This window comes from Cystobacter fuscus DSM 2262 (assembly GCF_000335475.2).
Taxonomy (GTDB): Bacteria; Myxococcota; Myxococcia; order Myxococcales; family Myxococcaceae; genus Cystobacter; species Cystobacter fuscus.
Genome location: NZ_ANAH02000064.1, coordinates 455,691 through 479,108, shown reverse-complemented (window position 1 = coordinate 479,108; position 23,418 = coordinate 455,691). Strand labels below are relative to the sequence as shown.

15 protein-coding genes are annotated in these 23,418 nt (G+C 70.5%); 5 read left to right on the top strand and 10 right to left on the bottom strand.

Annotation, left to right across the window (positions count from 1 at the left end; translation table 11 throughout):
* Nucleotides 1–2: 2 nt before the first annotated feature.
* Both D187_RS39110 and D187_RS39105 read right to left on the bottom strand, forming a co-directional pair.
* The gene (locus tag D187_RS39110; protein ID WP_002631575.1) at nucleotides 3–1,877 is read right to left on the bottom strand and encodes a thiamine pyrophosphate-binding protein; all 1,875 of its coding nucleotides are present in this window, start codon (nucleotides 1,875–1,877) and stop codon (nucleotides 3–5) included.
* Between the two features lie 105 nt (nucleotides 1,878–1,982).
* The gene (locus tag D187_RS39105) at nucleotides 1,983–2,630 is read right to left on the bottom strand and encodes a TetR/AcrR family transcriptional regulator C-terminal domain-containing protein (RefSeq protein ID WP_002631574.1); all 648 of its coding nucleotides are present in this window, start codon (nucleotides 2,628–2,630) and stop codon (nucleotides 1,983–1,985) included.
* 73 nt (nucleotides 2,631–2,703) lie between these two features.
* On the opposite strand from D187_RS39105, the gene D187_RS39100 reads away from it, so the two are divergent.
* From D187_RS39100 to D187_RS51070, 3 genes are all read left to right on the top strand, one after another.
* Entirely contained in the window at nucleotides 2,704–4,164 is a 1,461-nt protein-coding gene (locus D187_RS39100; protein WP_002631573.1) for an FAD-dependent monooxygenase, read from the top strand.
* 263 nt (nucleotides 4,165–4,427) lie between these two features.
* A complete protein-coding gene (locus tag D187_RS39095) occupies nucleotides 4,428–6,083 on the top strand; it encodes an ATP-binding protein (protein WP_081714029.1) in 1,656 nt (551 codons plus the stop codon).
* A 41-nt stretch (nucleotides 6,084–6,124) separates the two neighbouring features.
* The gene (locus D187_RS51070) at nucleotides 6,125–6,631 is read left to right on the top strand and encodes a hypothetical protein (RefSeq protein ID WP_162159753.1); all 507 of its coding nucleotides are present in this window, start codon (nucleotides 6,125–6,127) and stop codon (nucleotides 6,629–6,631) included.
* A 66-nt stretch (nucleotides 6,632–6,697) separates the two neighbouring features.
* Here the strand turns inward: D187_RS51070 and D187_RS39085 are convergent, their stop codons facing one another.
* Together D187_RS39085 and D187_RS39080 are read right to left on the bottom strand one after the other, a co-directional pair.
* The gene (locus D187_RS39085) at nucleotides 6,698–8,560 is read right to left on the bottom strand and encodes a gamma-glutamyltransferase (RefSeq protein ID WP_002631570.1); all 1,863 of its coding nucleotides are present in this window, start codon (nucleotides 8,558–8,560) and stop codon (nucleotides 6,698–6,700) included.
* Between the two features lie 179 nt (nucleotides 8,561–8,739).
* Nucleotides 8,740–10,155 (bottom strand): pyridoxal phosphate-dependent decarboxylase family protein, encoded by a 1,416-nt coding sequence (locus tag D187_RS39080; protein ID WP_002631569.1) that lies wholly within the window; start codon nucleotides 10,153–10,155, stop codon nucleotides 8,740–8,742.
* Between the two features lie 99 nt (nucleotides 10,156–10,254).
* On the opposite strand from D187_RS39080, the gene D187_RS39075 reads away from it, so the two are divergent.
* Nucleotides 10,255–15,267, top strand: coding sequence for a hypothetical protein (locus D187_RS39075; RefSeq protein ID WP_020918573.1), 5,013 nt, complete (start codon nucleotides 10,255–10,257; stop codon nucleotides 15,265–15,267).
* On the opposite strand, the gene D187_RS39070 is transcribed toward D187_RS39075, so the two are convergent.
* Entirely contained in the window at nucleotides 15,251–16,150 is a 900-nt protein-coding gene (locus tag D187_RS39070) for a bestrophin family protein (protein WP_002631567.1), read from the bottom strand. The two genes, D187_RS39075 and D187_RS39070, sit on opposite strands and share 17 nt — an antisense overlap.
* Nucleotides 16,151–16,271: 121 nt before the next feature.
* Here D187_RS39070 and D187_RS39065 point away from each other — a divergent pair, with 121 nt between their 5' ends.
* Nucleotides 16,272–17,384, top strand: a complete 1,113-nt coding sequence (locus D187_RS39065; RefSeq protein ID WP_002631566.1) for a PAS domain-containing sensor histidine kinase — start codon at nucleotides 16,272–16,274, stop codon at nucleotides 17,382–17,384.
* Nucleotides 17,385–17,393: 9 nt separating this feature from the next.
* Here the strand turns inward: D187_RS39065 and D187_RS55945 are convergent, their stop codons facing one another.
* The 5 genes from D187_RS55945 to D187_RS39040 all read right to left on the bottom strand — a co-directional run bounded on the left by D187_RS55945 (nucleotide 17,394) and on the right by D187_RS39040 (nucleotide 23,285).
* Nucleotides 17,394–19,334 carry a CBM96 family carbohydrate-binding protein gene (locus D187_RS55945; protein WP_162159752.1) on the bottom strand — a complete coding sequence of 647 codons (1,941 nt, stop codon included), beginning with the start codon at nucleotides 19,332–19,334 and terminating at the stop codon, nucleotides 17,394–17,396.
* A 179-nt stretch (nucleotides 19,335–19,513) separates the two neighbouring features.
* Nucleotides 19,514–20,293, bottom strand: coding sequence for a dienelactone hydrolase family protein (locus D187_RS39055; RefSeq protein ID WP_002631564.1), 780 nt, complete (start codon nucleotides 20,291–20,293; stop codon nucleotides 19,514–19,516).
* 86 nt (nucleotides 20,294–20,379) lie between these two features.
* A complete protein-coding gene (locus tag D187_RS39050) occupies nucleotides 20,380–21,717 on the bottom strand; it encodes a Dyp-type peroxidase (RefSeq protein WP_002631563.1) in 1,338 nt (445 codons plus the stop codon).
* A 14-nt stretch (nucleotides 21,718–21,731) separates the two neighbouring features.
* Nucleotides 21,732–22,745: a hypothetical protein gene (locus D187_RS39045; protein WP_002631562.1), complete on the bottom strand. Its 1,014-nt coding sequence runs from the start codon at nucleotides 22,743–22,745 to the stop codon at nucleotides 21,732–21,734.
* A 30-nt stretch (nucleotides 22,746–22,775) separates the two neighbouring features.
* Nucleotides 22,776–23,285 carry a hypothetical protein gene (locus D187_RS39040; RefSeq protein WP_002631561.1) on the bottom strand — a complete coding sequence of 170 codons (510 nt, stop codon included), beginning with the start codon at nucleotides 23,283–23,285 and terminating at the stop codon, nucleotides 22,776–22,778.
* Nucleotides 23,286–23,418 lie beyond the last annotated feature (133 nt).

Sequence of the window (23,418 nt, the reverse complement as noted above, 5' to 3'; positions counted from 1 at the left end):
CCCTACCGGCCGTCCGACGCCACCGCGGCGAAACGATCCCCGTACGGCGGCACCTCGCGGTAGTCGACGCGCGCGATGATGACCTGCGGCTGTCCCAGCTCGTCCGCGCGGCGCAGCACCTCGGGCAGCAGCGCCGCGAGCTGCCCCGGCCCATCCACGGTATACGCGCGCGCGCCGAGCGACTCGGCGAAGGCGGCGAGGTCCGGATCCCCCAGGCCGTAGAAGTCGTCCTCCAGCGGCACGGTGGTGTCCTGCGCGTGCTCCCCGTGGTTGACCATGCCGAGGAAGTTGTCATTGAGCACCAGCGTCACCGTGCCCACCCGGTAGCGCGACGCCGTCAAGAGCTCCGTGCCATTCATCAGGAACGCGCCATCCCCGGTGATGGCCACCGCGGCCCGCTCCGGCCGGCCCAGCTTGCCGCCGATGACGGCCCCGCAGGACCAGCCCATGGAGGACAGGCCGCACGGAAAGAAGATGCGCGTGGGGGGCGTGAGCCGCAGCAGGTGCGATGCCCAGCCCGTGCAGTTGCCCATGTCGATGTACAGGTCCATGTTCGGACGCAGGTGCGCGTTCAGCTCGGCCATGAGCTGCTGCGGCTTCACCATGCCCTCGGCCTGGGGCGCGCGGGGGCTCGGCACGGGCTCGCGCGACTCCACCATCCGCGACCAGCGCTCGCGCAGCCGCTCTCCCCCGGGAGGCCCGCTCCTCCGCCCCCGCTCCACCAGGCCCGCCACCACCGAGCCCACGTCCGCGACGATGGGCAGGCGCACCGGCAGGAACTGCCCGATGTGGGCCGACTGGGCATCCACCTGGATGACACTGTCGATGGCCTGCAGGTGCTTGTTGAAGCCCCGGCTGGCCCACTCCCCCATCCGGCTGCCCAGCACGAGCAGCACGTCCACGCCCTCGCGCACATACGCCTCCGCGCGCCGGCTGCCCGCCAGCCCCAGCACGCCCAACGACAGCGGCTCGGTCTCGGAGAACAGCCCCTTGCCGCGCAGGCTCGTGGCCACCGGAATGCCCTGCTCGGAGACGAAGGCGGTGAAGGCCTCGCCGTGGGTGCCCAGGGCCTCGCGCGCCCCAGAGCCCAGGACGATGAGCGGCCGGCGGGCGGCGCGCAGCAGTTGGAAGGTCTCGTCCAGATCCTCGGGAGCCGCCGCGGGCGGGCGCGCGCGGAAGGCGCCACGGGTGGTGGGCAGCAGGGCGTGGCGGATGCGCTGGCGCGCGATGTTGGAGGGGATGCTCAGGTGCGCGGCCCCACCGGGCAGCCCGTGCACCACCCGCAGCACCCGCGCCAGCAGACGCTGGAAGCTCTGCGCGTCCACGATGCCCGCCGACATGGCGCTCGCCTGGCGGAACAGCTCCACCGTGTTCACCCCGTGCGTGCCCGTGCTCTCCTGGATGGCGTTGAGGCCGAAGCGATCCGTGGCCACCTGCCCGCTGATGGCCAGCAGCGGCACGCCGTCCAGGTGCGCCGAGGCCACGCCCGTGAGCGCGTTGGTGGCCCCCGGGCCCGCCGTCACCAGGCACACGCCCAGCTTGCCCGTGGCGCGCGCGTAGCCGTCCGCCATGAAGGCCGCGCCCCCCTCATGCGAGGCGATGACGAAGCGGATGGCGCCATGCCGGCGCAGCGCCTGCTGGAAGGGCGCGATGTTGCCCCCCGGAATCCCGAAGACGGCGTCCACCTCTTCCGCCTCCAGGTGCGCCACCACGCAGTCCGTGACGGACACCTCCTCCACCCGCCGGAAGCCCACGCCCCGCGCCTCCCACTCCCGGGGAACCCCACCCCCCACGCCCGGGGCCTCCACGGCCAGCAAGCCAGGGGGCAGCGCGGGGGACGAATCGACCTGAAACTCGATGTGCGAGGAGAAGGACATGGGCCGGGGGTCGCCTTACGACGGGGGTGTAAAAATCCAGCCCCAATACACCAAGCAGGCACGACCGACAAGCCGCGTCATCATCATTTCGCACTCCTGCTGGAATCAGGACAGAGACGCGCCGGGGAGATCTGCCCGCAGGCCGGTGAGGAGCCGCTCGAGGCCGAAGGCGAAGCGCGTGTCGAGGTCCGTGTCGAAGATGTCGTCGAGCGCCGCGAGCACGTGGGGGAAGCGCTCCTGGGGGAAGGAGGCGAAGCGCGCGCGGCCCCGGGGCAGGTCCACGGGCTCGGGGTTGAAGCGTGGATCCAGCGCCTGTTCCTCCATGCTGAAGCCAATCACGTAATAGACGAGCGAGAAGCTGCCCCAGGCGGCCACGCGGGACGAGGCGCCCGCGCGCCGCAACGCCCCCATCAGGGCCTCGCTCACGCGCAGGATGTTCTCCGTGACGATGTAGGTGCCCGCGAAGACGCGCGCCCCATCCCGGCGCGACAGCAGCGCCCGCCGCAGCTCTCCCGCCACCCGCCGCAGTACCTCGTCCCAGGGCCGCGTGGGCTCCACATCGCGCGCCACCGGCTCCACCAGCGCGTCCGCCATCCCATCCAACAGCGCCTGCTTGTTGGCGAAGTGCCAGTAGAGCGACGGCGCCTGGATCTCCAGGCGCTGCGCCAGCTTGCGCATCGTCACCCCCTCGATTCCCGCCTCGTCCAACAACGCCAGCGCCTCCCGCACCACCTGCTCCCTCTGAATGCGCATGACTCCTCCGGGCCCGCGCTTGACAGCCTAACACCGTTAGTCCACAACTAACGGTGTTAGATTGGAGGCAGCGATGACACGAGAGCAGGTGGAAGTGGCCGTCGTGGGTGGAGGCCCGGTGGGGTTGATGCTGGCGAGCGAGCTCGCCCTGGTGGGCGTGAAGGTGGCGGTGTTCGAGCGGAGGAAAGAGCGGGTCGCGCAGTCACGCGCCCTGTCCGTGCACCCGCGCACGCTGGAGATCCTGGCGCTCCGGGGGCTGGCGGAGCGCTTCCTGGCGCGCGGCACGCCCCTGCCGACGGGGCACTACGCCGGGCTGGACACGCGCCTGGACTTCTCGGCGCTGGACACGACGTTCCCCTATTCGCTGTTCATCCCCCAGACGCTCACCGAGGCGCTCCTGGAGGAGCGCGCGCGGGAGGTGGGCGTGGCGTTGCACCGCGGCTACCGCGTCGGCGGGCTGTGGCAGGACGCCGAGGGCGTGCGGCTCGAGGGGGAGCGGGAGGACGGGACGTTCCAGGTGCGGGCGCGGTACGTGGTGGGCGCGGATGGCGCGCGCAGCGCGGTGCGTACGCTCACGGGCATCCCCTTCCCGGGCACCGACGTGACGAGCACCCAGATGCTGGGGGACGTCATCCTCGCCGAGCCTCCCCCCCGGCCCGTGATGTCGCTCACGCGCCCGAGCGGCGGCGTGATGCTCGTGCCCCTGGGAGACGGCGTCCATCACCGCATCGTGGTGCTTTCTCCCGGCCGCCAGCACGTCCCGCTGTCCGAGCCCGTCACCCTGGAGGAGTTGGCGGGGGCGGTCCGCGAGGTGGTGGGCACGGACTTCGGGATGCACTCGCCCCTGTGGCTGTCACGCTTCGGCAACGAGACGCGCCATGCCAGCCGCTACCGCGAGGGCCGCGTGTTCCTGGTGGGTGACGCCGCCCACATCCACATGCCGGCGGGTGGACAGGGGCTCAACGTGGGGCTCCAGGACGCGATGAACCTGGGGTGGAAGCTGGCGGGCGTGCTGCGGGGCCTCGCGCCCGCGTCGCTCCTCGACACCTACCACCACGAGCGCCACCCCGTGGGCGCGCGGCTCATCCAGAACACGCTGAGCCAGACGGCGCTCATGACCCAGTTGAACCCGGCGGGAATGGCCCTGCGCGACACCTTCTGCGCGCTGCTCACCCAGCCCCCCGTCAACCGCGTGCTCGCCGAGCAGATCTCCGCCTTCGACGTGGCCTACCCGGCCCCTCCCCTCCCGGCCCCGGAGGGACTGAAGGTGGAGCCCGCCGTCTGTGGCACGCGCCTGGCCGATCAGCCCCTGCGCCTGGAGGGAGGCGCCCCGCGTTCGCTCTACTCCCTGCTGCACGAGGGCAAGTGGCTGCTGCTGCGCCGGCCCGCCTCCGCGCGCGTCGAGCTGCCCGCGTCCTGGAGCGGCTGGACGAGCCAACTCACCGCCGAGCTGTCGCGCGAGGTGCCAGGCCTGGGCGCCTGGAGCGCGCTCCTGGTGCGTCCCGACGGGCACCTGGGTTATGTCTCGCGGTGAGGCCACCCGCCGCCCTGTCTCTCCTTCCTCTCGTCGAGCCGCCCACCAGACGGGCAATCCCTGACATCTCGTATAACTCCGCCCGCCCCCGCGTCTGCCATCTCCACCGAGGACACAGGCTTCCTCACGCCTTGTCTCTCCTTGGAGGAGGAACAGGCGGGTCTCGGTTTCCAATCGCGCGAGAATATGCCATTGTGGCCGGATTCTCGCACGAGCACCCGGCGCGGGGCAGCGTATCGATTGAGAGTCGAAGGAGAGGATTGATGGGTACGACGGCGTCCGGAAGCGCTGGGTCCGAGAATCCAGAGGATGCCGTCCGGAGGGTCTCCTCGGAAGCAGCGCTCCAGGTGCTGCTGTCCAGGCGTCGATCGGGCACGGACCCCACGCTCCTGCACGGGCTCGTCCGACATGTCGCCGAAGTTTTCGGCGTCACCAGTGCCGTGCTCGTGCGGCGGAGCCCCGGCGAGGAGCTGCTCCACCCGCTCGCGCTCTGGAGCCGGGGCCAGTCCCACGAGGAGCCCGCCGTCACGCCCCAGGGCAGCGTGCTGGACGAGGTCTTGCGCCAGGACGTCTTTCATTGCCCCGAGGACGCGCACGCGCGGTTTCCCGAGGATGGATGGCTGCGGCGCCTGGGCCCCCAGGGCGTGCTGGGCATGAGTGTGAGGAATTCACGGGAGGAAGTGCTCGGGGCCCTGGTCCTGATGCATGACGCGCCCTTGAAGGTGGCCTCCACGGATCTCGCCTGGCTGAGGGCCTTCACCCTGCTGGCGAGCACGTCCCTGGAGTATCTCCAGACCCGGGCCGAGCTGGACGAGGCCCGTGACTTCCTGCACAAGACACTCAACGCCATCCAGAAGCCTGTCTTCGTGAAGGACAGGCAACACCGGTTCGTCCTCGCCAACGAGGCGTTCCGCCGCTTCATGGGGGTCTCCGAGGAGAGCCTGCTCGGCAGGTCCGACCATGACTTCGTGCCCCCCCACGAGGCGGACGTCTTCCGGCAACAGGATGAACGGGTCTTCACCACCGGCCAGTCCAACGAGAACGAGGAGACCTACACGGACGGCGCGCGGGGCACCCGCACCCTCGTCACCCAGAAGGCGCGCTTCACCAGTGCCAGGGGCCAGCCCTTCCTCGTCGGCGTCATCCGCGACGTGAGCGAGCACAAGCGCATGGAGGCCCATCTGCGGATGGCGGACCGGATGGTGACCGTGGGCACCCTGGCCGCGAGCGTCGCGCACGAAATCAACAACCCGCTGTCCTATGTCAACGCGAGCCTCAACTTCCTGCGCGAGCAGCTCGCCCAGGAGGACGCCTCGCGGCTGTCCCTGGACGAGCTGCGCGAGGCGGTGGCCGATGCGCTCGAGGGCACGGGGCGCGTGCGCACCATCGTGCAGGACCTGAGGACCTTCGCGCGCGCGGATGACGAGCGGGCCGAGCCCATGGACATCCACCAGGTCATCGGCAGCGCGCTGCGCATGGTGCGCCACCAGTTGCAGGAGCACGCGCACTGGGAGCTCGAGCTGGAGTCGGTGCCACAGGTGCTGGGCAATCCGGCCCGGCTGGGTCAGGTGCTGGTGAACCTGCTGGTCAACGCGCTCCAGGCCTTCGTCCAGAGCGCGCCCAAGCGCAATCGGATCCGCATCGCGTCGCGGGTGAGTGACACGGGCCAGGTGGTGGTGGAGGTGGAGGACAATGGGCGGGGCATGGCACCCGAGGTGCTCGCGCGCCTCTTCACCCCCTTCTTCACCACCAAGCCCGCGGGCGAGGGCACGGGACTGGGACTCAACATCTCCCAGTCCATCATCCAGGCCATGGGGGGACGCATCGAGGTGAGCAGTACCCCCGGTCAGGGCAGCACCTTCCGGCTGCTGCTGCCCCGCCTCCAGGAGCCGGACCTGACCTCCGGCTCCTCGACCTGAGCTAGCGTCCGTGACGGCAACGGGGTGTGGCGCGCCGGTTCGTGGTAGTGCCCTACGGCACCACCCGCCGCTACGCGGCCACCTACTTCCCCGAGGTCAACGTGCTGGAGCCACTCCACGGCGTCGCGGACAACAACCGCACGCCCATGTCCAAGTCGATCATCTGGTGGGCCGCGGGAGCCGCCCTGCTGCTCGGAGCCGGTTGCGCCACGCCCCGGGGCACGCCGCCCACCGCCCCGGCGCCCACGGCTCCCGCGAGCTTCATCAACCGGGTCTGGAAGGTCGACACCTCGCCCACCATCCAGAAGGGACAGTTGTACGTGTTCCTCTCGGAGGGGACGCTGGTGGTCGCCGCGACGAATGGAACCCCCTCGCTGGGCACGTGGCGCTACCAGAAAGGGGCGCTCACGATGGTGGAGGAGTCCATCGCCTACCCGGTGGACATTCTGGAGCTGACCGCGGACACGTTCCGCATCCGCGTGCGCAACCCGGGCGAGCCCGTGGAGATGACGCTCGTGCCGGCGGACGACGTGCCGCTGTCGCGGTAGGGATACCAGGACCCCCGCCGGCGGTTATCGAACCCGAGGCAGGTGTTTGAAATCGATTCGCCTGTCTCAGTAGGCCAGGGCCACGCCATCCTTGCGCATCTCCGTGGCCGCGCCGTAACGGCCCGGCCGGCGCTCGATGCACTGGTAGCCGCCAAAGCCCCCGTCCGGCTCGCCCAGCTTCCACCCGAGCGCCACCAGAGCCTTCCTCGTCGCCTCGGGCACGCCCGTCTCCAGCCGCAACAGGCCCGGCGTCTGTTGCGCCTCGCCCGTGGGCTCGGACGAGCCCTCGTGGTGCCAGCGGGGACTGTCCCCAGCCGCCTGCAGGTCCAGGCCGTAGTCCACCATGTTGATGATGATCTGCGCCTGTCCCTGGGGCTGCATGTCTCCCCCCATGACGCCGAACGCCAGCCATGGCTCGCCCCCGCGCACCGCGAAGCCCGGGATGATCGTCTGGAAGGGCCGCTTGCCGGGCGCATACAGGTTGGGGTGCCCGTCGGTCAGTGAGAACAGCTCGCCCCGATCCTGGAACATGAAGCCCAGCGTGGGATGGCCCGTCCCCGTTCCGTCCGGCACCAGACCCGAGCCCATGCCCCGGAAGTTGGACTGGATGAGCGACACCATCATCCCGTTCTTGTCCGAGGTGCAGAGATAGGTGGTGTCGCCCCGGCTCGGCGCGTCCATCGGCATCACGCGCTCCATCACCCGATCGGCGCGGATGAGCCGGGCACGCTCGGCCGCGTAGGCGGGGCTGTTGAGCTGCTCCAGCGGCGCGCGGAAGAAGGTGGGGTCGGCGAAGTAGCGGGCCCGGTCCTCGAACGCCAGCCGCTTGGCCTCCACCTGATGGTGGATGGATTGCGCACTCTGGAATCCCATGCCGCGCAGGTCGAAGTGGCGCAGGATGCCGAGCATCTGCAGGGTGCTCAGCCCCTGGCTGTTGGGTGCCAGCCCGTAGACGTCCACACCGCGATAGTCGGTGGACAGCGGCTCGGTCCACTCCGAGCGGTGGGCGGACAGGTCCGCTCGGGTCATCCAGCCCCCAATGCGGCGGAAGTAGCGCTCGATGGCCTGCGCGATCGGACCCGCGTAGAAGGCATCCCGCCCGCCCCGAGCGATGAGCTGGTAGGTGCGCGCCAGATCCGGGTTGCGCCAGACCTCGCCCTCGGCCGCCGCGGCGCCCGGACCGTAGACGCGCTCGGCATTGGCCGTCTCCTCGACTCCCGAGCCCGGCTTCAGGAAGCGCGCGAGGTTGCGGCCGAGGTAGTAGCCGATCGTCTGCACCTGGGGGACTCCCGCCTGCGCGTGGGCGATGGCCGGCTGGAACAGCTCCGCCCACTTCAGCCGGCCATAACGCTGGTGCAGGGACCACCACGCCTCCACCGCGCCGGGCACGCTGACCGACGTCATGCCCACCCGGGGGACGTGACCGTCGACCGCGCGTCGGCGCACCTCCTCCAGGGACAGGCCTCGGGGCGAGCGGCCCGAGCCATTCAGTCCCACCACCTTGCGCGTCTTGGGATCCCACAGCATGGCGAAGCAGTCCCCGCCAATTCCGCAGCTCACTGGCTCGACGAAGCCCAACACCGCGTTGGCGGCGATGGCCGCGTCCACCGCCGAGCCCCCCGCGCGCAGGATGTCGATGGCGGCCAGGGTGGCCAGGGGATGCGCCGTGGCGGCCGCGCCATTCACGCCCCAGGCGGCCGAGCGGCTGGCGTAGCTCGCCCCGGCGATGCGATCCCCGGAACGCACGTCGGGCCGCTTCAGGTTCGGATTCACGGCTCCGGCGTCCGCCCGGGAGGGAGCCGGCGCGGGAGCGTCATCGGTGGTGCGCGCGGGCGCGGAGGGCGGAGTGGGCCTGGGCTGCTCCGATGTCGCCTGGGCGACGGCCGAAAGACCCACGGGAAGAGCGGCGAGGAAGGTTCGGCGGCGCATGGCGGCTCCCATCAAAAGGTCCACCACTATAGAGGCAGGCAGGTGGACAGCGCCCCGTCCGCCCCCCGGCATCTCTTGCCGTGGGGTGGCAGGGCCCTCCGCCGACGACAAGCCCGCGCGGGACAAATCGCCCCGGGGCGGGTGAAGCACGGGGCGACGGTCCGCGCGCCCGCCGTGGCTCACCTGACAGGCGCCGCACGACCCTGGGAGGCCGTCTCCAGCAGGGCGGACCAAGCGGTCTCGATGTCCCGCTCCGTGGTCCTCCAGTTGGAGAGGGCGGCACGCATCCCCGGCACCCCGTCGAGAGCGGTCGGCGAGAGGAAGACCCGCCCATCATCGCGGAGCCGATCCAGGAAGGCCCGGATGCTCTCCTGGGTCGCGCCCCCCTCCTGGCGCAGGGTGAAGCAGACGATGTTCAGCCGCACGGGGGCCAGCAGCTCGAAGGCGGTGGAGCCCGCGATGCGCTCGCCCAACATGCGCGCGAGCCGGCAGTCGCGCTCGATGATGTCCCGATACCCCGAGCGGCCATAGGCCATCAGGGTCAACCACGCGGGCAACGCCCGGAAACGGCGCGAGTTCTCCGGCCCCTGATCCGCGAACGGCGCGGGCCCCTGCCGCACGTCGAGATAGGGCGCGTTGTTGCGGAAGATCTCCAGCAACAGCTCCGGGTGGCGGGTGAACTGCAAGGCGGAGTCATACGGGACGTTCAGCCACTTGTGCGCGTCCACCGTCACCGAGTCCGCCAGCTCCATGCCGCGCGTCAGATGGGCGAGCTCGGGCGAGCACGCCACGAGACCTCCGAAGGCGCCATCGACATGCAACCAGAACGGATGGCGCTCCTTGAGCCGACCAATCGCCTCCAGGTCATCGTAATCCCCGGTGTTCACCGTCCCGGCGCTGGCCACGACGATGCAAGGCTTGCCGCCCAGGGAGTCGAGCTGGGCACGGAGCGCCTCGACCTCCATGGCCTCTCGCCCCGGCTGGCCGCGCACCCGGACCAGGGAGCCGCGTCCCATGCCGAGCATGGACAGCGCCTTGAGGGTGCTGGAATGAGGCGTGGCGCTCAGGGTGGGAATGGGCCCCAGCGCGTACAGCCCCTGCTCGGCCACGTCCACGCCGAGTTGACGGGCCACCCATTGTCTCGCGCAGGCCAGGCCCACGAAGTTCGACATGGTCGCCCCCGACACGAAACTACCGGAGAAGGTCTCGGGCAGGGCCAGGAGCTGGCGCAGCATTTCGAGCGTCTCCTGTTCCACCTGGGGCGCGGCGGAGCTTCCCGGGTGAGAGGAGTTGAGATCGAACGTGCTCGCCATCCAATCCCCCGCCAGGGCCGCGGGGGTGGTCCCACCCTGGACGAAACCAAAATAGCGGGGCCCCGTGCTCCCACCCAGCTCCTGCCCATACCGGTCCATGAAGAGCCGCAGGGACGGCTCCGCGCCCAGCCCTTGCTCGGGCAGGGACAGGGCGTCCCGAGGCGTGGCCTTCACCGCGGGAGGCAGTTCATCGAGCCGGTTCAGGAAGGAGGCGGCCTCCGTCTTCGTCCGCTCCAACAACGCCTCCAACCCCCGCAGGTCCGCCATCAGGTTCTTGTCCATGGCGGGCTTCTATACCGTCCACCCACGGGGCGGCACGAGCGCATGGGGAGCCCCCCGCTTTCGAGCCGGAGGGCAAACCGTCTAGTCTTGTCCGCGCCCATGCTCTGTCTGACCTGCGCCGAACCCCGCATCGAGGCGCCCGAGTCCACCTGTCCGGTGTGTGGCGCCTCGCTCCAACCCCTCACCTCGGACAGCCTGGAGTCGCTCGTCCAGGAGCGGCTCCAGCGGAAGATCTCCGCCCTGCGCGCCACGCGGCTGATCGATGAGCCCACCGCGACCCGGCTCTCCGATGCCCTGGTGGGCGCCACCGCCGTGAGCGTCGCGGCCCCCCTCCTCGAGGAGCCACCGACGCTGGAACAGAAGGCCGACGCGCTCGCCGACAAGCTCGCGGCGCTCGAGGACTGGCGCCCCACCTGGGGCCGCTCGTTCTTCCAGTCGCTGGAGGACAGGGCCCGCGAGGAGCGCGAGGCCCGGCAACAGGCGCTCCGGCGCGAGCGCCGTGCCCACGATCATGAGGACGGTCTCGACCTCGCCTCGGACTCGGGACAGGCGCTCTTCCACCGCGTGGACGCGGGCGCGCTGGGCGGCCTGGAGGCCATGGCCGCGCTCGATGGCGACACGGCGGACACGAGCGACTCGGCGCCCAAGCTGCACGAGTATGTCTGGTGGTTCCTCGGCGCGGTGCTGGTGCTCGGCGGCTCGCTGATGGGCGTGCGCGAGGCATGGCGGGCACTCGGGGGCGTGCCCCGGCAACTGCTCGTCACGGGCGCCCTCTTCGCCTACCACGCGGCCTTCATCGGGCTCGGCGTGTTCCTCTCCCGGCGCTCGGCCTCGGTGGGACGGGTGCTCGCGAGCATCGGCATCGCGCTGCTGCCGGTCGTCTACGTCGCGCTGTCCTCCCTCGTGGCGCTGGAGCCCCTGTTGGGAGGCGCCGTGGCCGCCGGGCTCACCGGGCTATGTCTCGTCACCCTGCGGCCCACGGCGCGGCTGCTGTACGGAGCGTCCCCGGTGTCGCTCGGGGGGGCGCTGATTCCCTCGCTCCTGGCCGGACTGCCGTTGATGGCGTTGGACGAGGCCCCCGGGGCCCGTACCCTCTGCGCCTTCGTGGGCGTGGCGGCGCTGGCGGGCTCGGTGTGGCGCGTCCGGAAGGAAGCCGCGAGCCGGGCCGCGCTGGCGGTCCTCTCCACCGGCCTCTACGGCGCCGCCGCGCTGGCGCTCTTCACGGTGGCGAGCGCGCCGGAGGGCTTCGCCGCCCTCTCCCCGGGCAATCCGCTCCTGAGTGGCATGACACTCTGGGGCATGGCGCTCGCCACCGTGGTCGCGGGCGCGGCGATCCAGCCGAGGGCGCACGAACTCCATCCGCGAACGGCCCCGGTGGTGGAGACGATCGCATACGCGGTGGTGGCCTGCGGGGCGCTCGCCAGTGCCACCGTGGCCCTCGGCCTGTCGCCTGGAGTGACACCCAACGTGGACCTCGCCTCGGCCCTCTCCCCCCTGGCGGCGTCGCTGGCCTTCTTCGTCATCGGGTCCGCGCGCCCCGCGCTCGTGCATCCCGGGGTGCTGTCCCTGGCACTGGCCAGCGTCCTGCTGGCGCGGTTGGGGATCCCCGGAGTGCCCCAGGCCTGGATGGTGGGACTCGCGGTCGTGGGCGCGGGGCTGCTGCCCGTGGCGCGCGTGAGTGAATCGAGCAGGCTGCGCTCCCGGTTGCTGGGTTGGGGCGTGGTGCTCTCGGTGGCCTCGCTGGCCCTGACCTCGTTCGATGTCCTGGGCGAGGGCTTGGACGATCCGAGGCCATCCATCATGGCGGGTGCGCTGGTGGCCCTCTCCGCGCACCTCACGGGAGGCTTTCGCTGGAGGGGCCTGCACTACCTGGGAGGACTCGGGGCGCTCGTGAGTGGACTGGCGCTCGTCGACATGCTCGGGGTGCCCGGCCCCGCTCCGGCCCTGGGACTGCTCGGCGTGATGGCGGCGCTCTACGCCGGAGCCGGTCTGCTCCAGGACGCGTGGCTGCGTCGCGCGGGCAAGACGGATGAGTTCCTGCCCCTGGATGATCTCTCGCTCGTGGTGGCCGCGCTGGGGGCCCTGCGCTCCACGGTGTTGCTCGACATGGGCGCGAACTGGTTCCCGCCGCACGCGCCCCTCACGATGGACGCGCTCCAGGACGTCGTCCTGGGTTGTGCGCCGGCCCTCTTCCTCTCGGGGCTCCTGCTGCTGCGGGCGAGACGGGATCGCAGCCGGCTCGTCAGCGCCCTGGCGGCCTGGGCGCTCGCCACCGCGGTCTGGCTGCCCCTCTTCCACTTCGTCCCGGTGGGCATGCTCCTCGATGTCCGCGCCCTGCACCTCGCGGGCGTGGCGCTGGGGTTTTCCCTCATCGCGTCACCGCGTCACGGAGAGGCCAGCTCCCGGGAGCCGCGCCCCAAGGCCCGGCGGCTGATCGGATGGTTCCGGCTGCCGTTCCCCGAATCCGGCCGGGCGCTGTACACCGATGGCTTCGCCTCCGTGGCCCTCATGGGGAGCGTGTTCTCCCTCCTGTTGCTGACGACGTGGATGGTGTCTCCCACGGAGCAGGGCCGCCCCAACGTCGTGCTCGCGGGCGCGCTGCTCGTGGCGGGCGCGGCGCTGGCCTTCCTGTCGCGAGGCTTCGTCACGTGGCGTCTGCGCGGCTCGGTGGGAACGCTCGCCGCCGTGGGGCTCTTCATCGCGCTCACCGCGGTGCTCAACCGCCTGGGGCGCCCGTTGCCTCCCGACGTGGTCGCCCTGAAGCTGACGTGCATCGGTGGGGGGCTCTGGTTGCTGGCGCTCGCCACGCGGCGCTTCGGCCCGGCCCTCGGGCTCCTCCTGGAGAACGAGCGCCATGGCCCCCTGTACCAGTACGTCCCCTTCGCGGGAGTGGCCGTGTTGGGGCTGGTGCTCGCGGGAAATCCCCTGCACATGGGCGGGCCCGTCCTGACCCGTGCGCTGACGGTGGTGCCGCCCCTGTTTCCCCTGGGGGCCGCGCTCCTGGCCCTGCTGCTCGCCACGGCCTTCGAGTCGCGGCCGCTCGTGAAGGCGGCCCTGCTGCTGGGTCTGCCGGGCGCCGCGCTGTGGGCCGTCCAGGGCACGCCCCTGGGACATGCGCTCGTGGCGATGGATCCACCGGGAGGCCGGTGGATTCGCGCCGACACCCTGGAGCTCACCCGGGACCTGTCATGGCTCGCCCGTGGGGCGTGGCTGAAGTCCGGAGAAACCATCGCCTCGGTGTGGTACCGCGCCTTCGGGGGCATCGCCGCGGCGGGGTTCGTCTATGCCGGCGTGGGCCAGGTGCTCACCGGGGTGGAGGCGCGGCATCGCTTCCTTCCCAGTCTCGCGAACCTCTTCCAGCGGTGGGCGGGTATCGCCGCGGGGCTCGTCTTCGTGGCAGCGTTCTTCCAGCCCGGGCTGGAGGCGGCCGTGCTCACGCTCGGGGCCGGACTGCTGCTGCTGAGCGCGAGCCGGGCGCGAGCCCTGGGCCGTCTGGTGTGCGCGGGGGGGCTGCTGTTGCTCGTCCACGCCCTGGCGCACCGTGAGCCCCGGTTCGCCGTCTGGCCGGGGCCGGTGCTCGCGTTCGTGGGGCTCCTGGCGGTGTTCCTGAGCCCCCACGTGGCCCGGTGGAGGAAGCACAACCCGGAGCGCTCGCGGGTCCAGGCCCAGCTCGGGGCGCTGTTCTACGGGGTCCATGCACTGCTGTACGCCCTGGCCACCGGGGGAAGTCCGAAGCCGGAAGTGGCCATGCCCTGGGTGCTGATCGAGGCCGTCGTGCGGAGCTGGGACGCGGCCTGGAGCCAGAGCGTGGCCCTGCCCGTGACCCTGGCGCTGCTCGCCACCACGCTGTTCCTCGGCGCGGCGCAGTGGAAGGGCGCCCTGGCCGGCCTGGGCGCGGCGTGGGGCACGATGCTCGCGGGCCTCGCGGCGGTGACGGGACTCTCGGTGGCACTCGTGGCGTTCGTCGCCGGGCTCGGCACCAGCAACGCGTACTCGGCCCTGCTCACCCTGCACGGCCCCGCGCTCACGCTCGGCGTGGCGGGAGTCGCGGCGCTCGCGCACGCCGCGGGCCGCTGGCTGCGCGCCACCCGGGAGGATCTCACCGGGGGGCTCGTCTGGGGCCGGGATGCGTGGCTGGTGCTCACCGGTGCCCTGCTCGCGCTGATGGCGGCGCAGGGAAGCCCGCCGGACGAGAGCGCCCTGCCGCTGGCGTTGGGCGCCCTTGGACTGGCGGTGGCGGTGGCGCTGCACTGCGCCTGGCGCGAGCGGACGGGCCGGCACGTGTACTTCGTGCAGGTGGCGGCGGTGGGGCTGTACGCGCTCGTGCGGCTCTTGTACGCGCGGGATCTGCGCCCCGAGCACGATGCGCTCTTCGCCCTGGTGCTCGGCTTCGTGCTGGTGGGGGTGACGGTGCTGACGCGGCGGGCGGGCATTCCCCCGGTGGCGCGAGCGACGCGCCGGTTCGCGGCGTTGCTGCCCCTGGGCATGGCCCTGGTGCTCCCGAGCGAGGCCACGGGCGAAGCGGCGCTGCTGGCGGGCGGCTCGAGCCTCTTGTACGCGGCGCTGGGCGCGGTGGAGCGCAGCCGCCTGTTCGGCTCGCTCGCGGCGGCCGCCTGCAACGCGGCGCTGCTCGTGGCCGCGCTCTCCATGGACCTGGAGGGCATCGAGGTCTACCTGGCGCCGCTCGGCCTGCTGCTGTTGATGCTGGGCCAGCTCTTCACGAGCAGCCTCCCCCAGGCGGCGAGGAACGCCGTGCGCGTGGTGGGCGGCCTGCTGCTGTACGTGCCCGCGGCGGCGAAGCTGACGCTGCGGCTCGGGCTCGCCGAGGACGGCACGTACGCCGTCCTCTTCGGCGCGGTGTGTCTGCTGGGAGTAATGGTGGGCATGGCCCTGCGCATCCGCGCCTACCTGGCGCTGGGCACGCTGTTCCTCACGCTCGACGTGGCGGCCACGCTCGTGCACGCCGGGCTGAGGGATCACCGTGTCGGCTTCGGGGTGATGACGCTCACGGGGCTCGCCATCGTGGGCGGCCGGGTGCTCGCCACCCTCCACCGCCAGCGGGTGGACCTGCTGTGGCGACGCGCGAGCGTGGCCATCAGGGGGTGGGACTGACCGGGGGCGCGCCCCCTTCGTCGGGCAGGAGCGCCGTCAGGTTCTTCTGGATGGTGTCGCAGATGCGCTCGAGGGGCAGATCGTTGTCGTCGTTGCCGAAGGGATCTTCGATCTCCACGCCGATCTCCTCGATGCCGAAGAAGAGGTAGGCGACGACGAACGTGGCCGGCACCGTGGCCCACCCGAACGAGTCCACCAGGGCCAGGGGCAGCGAGAAGCAATACAGGACGAGCGCTCGGCGCAGGTGCAGCATGTACGCGAAGGGCATGGGCGTCTTGTGGATGCGCTCACAGCCGCCCAGGTAGTCGATGAGCAACTGGACGTTCTGGTCGAGCTGCAACTGGACGTATTCGGCGTAGTAGCCGCGGCGCCGGCCCTCATCGAGCACCTCGCTCATCCGCCGCGCCACGGCGAGCGGCACGTGCTGGGCGCCACGCACCTGGGCCACCTGCTCGGTCGACAGCCCGGCCGCGCTGGGCCCCAGATCGACCGGGCTCCCCCGAAGCGCCGCGGCGGACGCGTACGGGAAGGCCGTGGTCCAGCGCACCAGCGCGCCGTAGAGGGCGGCGTCGCCGCGCAGGAAGACGCCAGCGGCGCGCGCCAGGTTGCGCGTCTCGTTGACGATGCCACCCCACAGCTTCCGCCCCTCCCAGAAGCGGTCATAGGAGGAGTTGGTGCGGAAGACGAGCAGGAGGCTCAACGAGATGCCCGCCAGCGTGTGCACGGTGGCCGGGATGTCCATGGGGCGGACATGCAGATGGACGGCCGTCACCCCCACGGACCACAGCACACAGGCCAGCACCCGGTAGACGATCTCCTTGATCATCGAGCCCCGGAGGTAATGGAGGTACGTCCACCAGCGATGCGGGTCGTAGTCGATCATGCGCGGGGATGCCTATGCCGTGCCGGCTCACGTCAAGGCAAGTGCTCTCCGTGGGTTGCTTTACAGCCCCCAGGCGCCTACCTACGATGAGTCGGCCGAGCGCTCACGGGGGCAAGACATCATGAAAGCGAGCAGTGGGCCCGAGGCGGAGGCGCGGAACTCCTCCCCGGAGGAGGAGCTCTTCGGGGTGCGGGAGCTGCTCGCCCAGGCGCCTGGCTACATGTTCACCTGCGATCTGGACGGGCGCATCCGCTTCATCAACCACGTCCAACCCCAGCTCCCGCTGGAGCGCGTGGTGGGCAAGCCCCTCTACGACTGGCTCAACCCCGAGGCGGCCGAGTCGTGCCGCCGGGCCTTCCTCGAGGTGCGCTCCACCGGGAAGCCCTACCCGTTCGAGGTCCAGAGCCGGTTCGAGGTGGGTTCCGAATGGTACGCGGGACAGGTGGGCCCCATCTCGCGGGACGGCCAGGTGGTGGGCTTCACCGTCATCGTCACCGACATCACCCAGCACAAGGTGACCCAGCAGCGCCTGGAGCGCTCCAGACGGGAGCTGGAGCGCTTCGCCCACGTGGTGTCGCACGATCTTCAGGAGCCCCTGCGCAAGCTCCAGACCTTCGGCGAGCGGCTGACGAAGCTCGCCTCCGGGGCGCTGGGTCCCGAGGGCCGCGAATGCCTCGAGCGGATGCAGGGGACCTCGGCGCTCATGCGCCGGCTGCTCGACGATCTGCTCACCTACTCCCGGGTGTCATCCAGGGCCCGGCCCTTCACCCGGGTGGACCTGTCCGTCGTCGCCCGCGAGGTGCTGGAGGAGCTGAAGACCGCCGTCGAGCAGACGGGGGCGAGTGTCACGCTCGAGGCCCTGCCCGTGCTCGAGGCCGACGCCACGCAGATGCGCCAGCTGCTGCGCCACCTGATGGGCAATGCCCTCAAGTTCCGCCGAGAGGGAGTGACTCCCCTGCTGCGCGTCCACGGAAAGGTGGACGCCCGGGGCCAGTGGTGCGTCCTGGTGGTGGAGGACAACGGCATCGGCTTCGACGAGAAATACACCGACCGCCTCTTCCAGCTATTCCAGCGCCTGCACGGCCGCGAGCGGTACGAGGGCACGGGGATTGGCCTCGCCATCTGCCGGAAGATCGCCGAGCAGCATGGCGGGGGCATCGAGGTGAGCAGCAGGGCTGGAGAGGGCTCGACCTTCCGTGTCACCCTGCCGCTCGAACAACACATTCCCCGGTGACCACGCCCCTCAAGGCGCCAGCCGCAGCCACAGCGAGTCCGATGCCCCCACGGGGGTGTACGTCGTGCCGGCGAACGTCATCGGCCCCTGGAGGGGACCCCCGACGAGCGTCTCGCCCGAGGGCCGCACGCCCAGCAGGGAGAGCTCCCGCCACGAGTCCAGGCTCCGGGACCAGCGGTGCTCGCCGGTGGGGCCATAGCTGGCCACGAAGCCGTGGACGTCGTACCAGGAGGGGCTGATCGCTCCGCCCCCGAGGTCCGCGACGCCCGAGGCGACCCCCATCACCACGAGGTTGCCCGCCGCGTCCGTGGCCAGCCGCCGCGGGTACTCCGAGGCCTCCTCCCCGCCATACCGGCGGGCCCAGCGAGCCGCGCCCTGTGCATCCAGGATGCCCAGCAGGAGGTCCGACGACGGGGAGCTGGACACCGTCTGCTCGTCGAAGGTGAAGGCTCCGCTGAACTGCCCGGTGAAGGCCACCGCGTCCCGGGCCAGCACGGCCAGTCCCTTCACGAGCCCGCTGGCACCATTGAGCGGCCGCGACCATTGCTGCTGGCCATCGGCCGGGGAGAACGAGGCGATGAAGGGGGTCCGCGCGCCCGTGGCCCCCAGTTCGCTAGAGCCGGTGGTGAAGTCCGGGCTCGCCACGCCACCGAGCAGCACGTTGCCCGCGCTGTCCGTCGCCAGCGCATGCCCCTCGGTGCCCAGGCTGCCCGCGTCCCAGGCGCGGGACCAGAGGTGCTCACCCTCCCAGGAGAACCGGGCGAGGAACATCCCCGGAAGCAGGAAGGGCTCGCGGCTGCGGACCCCCGCGTCCAGGGTGGCGCCGCCCAGGTTCATGGCGCCGTGGAAGTACCCGGTGACGAGCAGGCTGCCCTGGGCATCGGTGGCCACGGCGAAGGCGAAGGCGGACGAGGGCGTGCGCCCATCGCCCGTACCGAAGCCCTTGAGCCACACCGGCCTGCCGGTGGGCGTGAACTTGGCGATGAAGAGGTTCGATCCGAGGGCCGCGGGGAGCGGCCCGGTGCCCAGCTCGGGCGAGCCCGCGTAATGGCCCACCACGAGGATGTTGCCCAGGGGGGTGATCGTCACCCGGGAGGGGTTCAGGGACGAGCCGTTCTCGAGGGAGAAGACGCGCGACCACTCCTGGGACCCATCCGCGCGATAGCGCGAGAGCGTCAGCCCCCGCCGGTCCGTGCGGGACTCGCCCGCGATGACGAACCCCCCGTTCGCATCCACGGCCAGGTCCCTCGCCTGTTCGTCCCCCGGACCGCCTTCTCGCGAGACGCCGATGACGGTCCCCCCGCTGCCCTGACGGGTGCAGGCGCTGGTGGTGAAGGTGAGCACGAGCACCGGCTGCAACTCGTACCGGGGCTCCTCCTTCGAGTAGAAGTCCGTGCCATCGCCACTGTCGGGCACGAGGACGAAGGCGTGCGCGCTGCCCCCGTTCGCCACGGCGGCGGTCACGTCGTATTCCACCTGTGCGCCCGCGGTGACGGCGCCCAGGTTGCCCAGGGCCTGTCCTCGTGGAGCCGGGCGCGTATTCCACGTCAGCGCGTTCTCGTTCCAGGTGGACTCGGTGGCATACAGCGCGGGGCCATCGGAGGAACCGTCCGCGACATGGAGGATCAACCGGGCCCGCTGGAAGCCCTTGAAGGCGGTGGTGAAGCGCAGGTACGCCTCCTGCCGGGGATTGGCGTCGGACAGCAGCGTCCGGGACATCCCGAAGAACGAGCGGGGCGCGTCCGCGGTGGCGGAGGTGTCATCCGAGGGATGCACCTGGACATCGTAGGAGAAGGTCTCGGGCTCGCACGCCGGGGTGGGCGTGCCGCTCCTGGCCTGCGCCTGGGACTTCAGCGGGTCCCACGGCTCCTCGGGCGAGGCGCCTTCTCCACACCCGCCCAGCATCGCCAGGCCCCACACGACGCCCACCGCCAGCGACCCTCTGCTCACGTGCACCCGCGCCTCCCGGCTCCTCGTCCGTCCGGCGGCCGATGCACTTGAAGTGCCGGGTGAACCCTCCACCCCTCGCACTGGGAGCGAACAGGGCGAGGGGAAACTCCTTGCCCTGTCGGAAGACATTTCCTACCCACGAAGGGCTCGCGGAGGGAACACGCGAGCCCTCGCGTTCGCTACTTCGCGAAGGCCTCGGCGAAGAAGTTGTTCATCGCGAGGTAGGCGCGTTTGGCCACCTTGGCGTCGTACTGGAACTGACCCGGGGCATTGGCGTCCAGGTCGGTGAAGCTGTGCACGGCGCCGCCGTAGGACACCAGCTCCCAGTCGGCCTTGGCCTTGCGCATCTCCTCCTCGAAGCCCTTCACCTCGGCGGGGGGGACGAAGGGATCCTCGGCCCCGTGCAGCGCGAGCACCTTGGCGGTGAGGGCTCCCTCGGCGGCGGGAAGAGGCGCGTCCAGACCACCATGGAAGGACACCACGCCGGCGACGGGAGCGCCGCTGCGTGCCAGCTCCAGCACCGTGGTGCCGCCCAGGCAGAAGCCGATGGCGCCCAGCTTCTTCGCGTCGAGCCCCACCGCCTTGCCCTCGGTGCGCAGCACGTCCAGGGCCTTGTTCACACGCGCGCGCATGAGCTTGCGATCGCCCTTCACCGCGCCGGCGGCCTTGGCCGCCTCGTCGGGGTTCTTGGGGCGCACGCCCTGGCCGTACAGGTCGGTGACGAAGATGACGTACTGCTTGCCCGCCACCAGGACCGCCTGCTTCACGTTGGGCTCGTTGACGCCCAGCCAGTTGGGCACCAGCACCAGCCCCGGACGGGGGGTCTTCACGGCGTCGTCGTAGACGAGCACGCCCTCGAACTTCGTTCCCTCCAGCTCATACACCACCGGCTTCTGCACGGGCTTGGCCGTCGCCGTCAGCGCCAGCAGGCCGACCATTACACCCAGCACTCGCTTCATGTCGTCGTCTCCTCGGGTGGGGAAAACGCGCGATTGAGTGTTCCGGGCCCCCGCGGTTTGCAAGCGGATTCGTCACACCGGCCTCTTCATGTCCGAAGGTCCGCGAGCCAGCGCAGGGCGCGCAGTCCGGGCATGAAGCCGTACTCACCGCCCCGGGTGACGACGAACCGCGGCAGGCCCTGCAGGCGCCTCGGAATCGGCCGGCGCGGGATGGAGAAGGAGCCCGCACCGTCGCTGGCCCCGACAATGGGATCCTTGATGGTCCCCAGTCCGAGGAAATCACCGCTGTCGACCCACTCCGACTGGACGAACTCGAACTGCCGGCCCAGATGAGCCCCGATGAAGGCGAACATCAGCCCCCGGTCGGCGCCATCGTCCTCGAGGACACCTTCCGGGAGCGCCGGGCCATAGGCGGTTCCGCGGCGGATCATCCGGTGCAAGCGGACGACGCCCGCCACGGAAGCGTCTCGCGGATTCGCCCGCCGGATATGACATCCGGGAGGAGTCACGTATCCCGTCGGGTCCTCCTGCCGGTAGAGGAAGTCATTGTTGCGCCGAGGGTCGGCACCCAGCTCGGGGGCGTCATGGAACGGACAGAGCGCCAGGGGAGCGCCGCTGCGCCAGCGCCCCATCAGCTTGGCCGCGAGGAGTTCCTCATCCTCGGGGCTGGAGGAGTTCGCTCGCAGGTATTGACGGAACGCCGCCACGCGCTGATGCAGCTTGCGGAAGGCGACGTACGTCCCGTTGCGCCCCAGGACCTCGGGCAGGGGCATCGGGGGGAGGCCACCCATCTCGTCGGGGTAGCCGAGGACGAACTCACCGGCCTTCAACGGACTCTCCCGGGAGTTGGTCCCGGGGATGCCGCTCCCCTCGATGGCGGGGTAGCTGATGCCATCCCGGAACCCGAAGGGCTCCCGCTGGGTGGGCAGCGCATGGCAGTCCTGGCGCCAGATCGCCTCGACTCCCTCCAACGCCTCGAGCGCATTGCGCGCGCGCGCGAGCGCCGCTTCCAACCGCCGCGTGTCCGGCGCGAGGGCCACGAGTACGACGTGGACGTCCGGCGTCCCGAGCGGCTTCTCCCAGTGCTCGGGACTGCTCTCGCCCGTGTCTCCCAGCGCCTTGGCGCGCGCGGCCATTCCCTGCCTGAACTCCCACGCGAAGCTCTCGAGTGAAGCCCGCGGGACCCCCAGGGCCTTCAATCCGTGGAACGTGAGCGCGACGCTCAGCCAGGTATCGCCCACCGGGTCACGCGAGTTGCCCGCCGAGGCCACCACGGTGCTCAGCCGTTCCATCAGCTTCCGCCCCGCCTCGCGGTCGTCGATCCGGAGCAGGATGTAGGTCGCCGCATAGGGAGTGGGCCGAGGGCGGAGGGTTCCGCTCTGGATGTCATCCAGCTCGAGAGGTGTGTCCGTGACGTCACGCATGGCCCCTCCTGGCTTCAGTTCGCCGTGGCGAGGTTCCTCCAGAAGCGCTCCAGGCTCTCGTCGTGACCGAACAAGGTGCTGAAGACCGTGGAGTCGGCCACCAGCACATCCCCGCCCCGGTTGCCGCTCGGCGGCATCCAGACGAGCGCATTGAACTCCTGGTTGCCGGCCAGCGTGAACGGATGCGGCCTGGACGTGTCGATGGGCTGCCGGGCCAGGACATGGATGGCCTCCGTCGCTCCGTCCGTCACCGCGTAGTGCGGCAGATGCTGGTGGAAGTTGAAGTTCGTGACTCCCTCGAGCCAGCCGCGCGTATCCAGCTCCCGCATGACCGTCAGCGGAGCAATCCGGCGGCTCCCGGCCATCACCGCGGGACGGAGACCGTGCCGATTCTCGACGGGGATTCCGAGCCCCCGCATCAACGAGCGCGTGTACCGCCCGAACCGCTGCTGGCGGGGCACCAATGCGTCGCCATGGTGGGCGTACTCCATCGCGCGCTCCGCCATCTCCGGCGAGGCCCCGACGTCATGATGGGGACCGATGATGAGGCAGGTGCCCTCCCGCTCGAGGAAGTTCCGGACGGCCTCGATCTCCTCCGTGGAGGCCTCCTGCTCGGTGACCATGTGGTCCAACCCGAAGACCAGCAACGTGTCGGCGTCAGCGAGGACCCGCTCGTCGAGCGGGAGCCTGAAGCCGGCCTGATCGACGCGCTGGAACACGGGGACCCCGTGCCCGGTGGTCTCCTGGATGACCTGTTGGAACCGCACCCAGGCCCAGAAGAACAACTCCAGCGAGCCCGTGATCCCCTGCTGGAACATCGACGGGTCCGCGAACCTCGGTGACTCATACTCGGGCCAGAGCACCCGGCGGACCTCGGTCATGGTCGAGTAGCGGTTGTCCATCTCGGTCACATCCCGGTTGGCTTCACCCGGGTAGCTCCATGAGATGTAGACGCTGACGCGGCGCCGACCCTTGACGTACTTCCGCGGCACATGCTCCTGGTTGTACGTCCGCGCGGGTTCGCTCATGACCGTGTCCTCACTGCGGCGCCATACGCCTCATTGCATCTGTTCGATCATCTCGGAGAAGGCGGCCTTGAGCTTCAGGGCCTTCTTGATTTCGTCGGAGGTGACATACGGATACTCTCCGTATTCCATGAAGCTCGGGCACTGGTGCTTCCGGACGAACTTGGTGAACGCCTCGGGGTTCGTCTTCCAGTCCATCGGGAAGCCCTCGAGGTTCTCGAAGACCGTGTCGACGCCAGCCTTCTTGAAGAGCACGATCGCGTCATCGGTGTACTTGTCGAAGTCGGTATCGAAGATGCCCTGGTACATGAACCGCGTGTCGTCGTCGAAGAGCACCCAGCGCAGGTAGTGGAGCTTGAGTGGAGCGAGCAGCTCGGGGTCACCCTCCAGCGCCTTCGCCAGCTTGTGCCCATAGCCACGGATGGCCTCCGCTCTCCCCGGCTTGACGTTGGCGATGAGGGTGAAGCCGTAACACGCCGGGGTCTTCGGCCAGATGGGGCCGTATTTCCCGACCGCCCACGCGTCATCGTGTTTTGGAATCAAGACCGCCGCTGGTTTCATACAAGAGAACGTGTTGTTCCGGCCCGAACGCGTCAAGGCGTGGCGGCCTCGATGAAGACGCCTGGTCTCCCGTGCTCGTCCGAGCAAGGAAGGCAGGCATTGGTCGGCGGCGTGC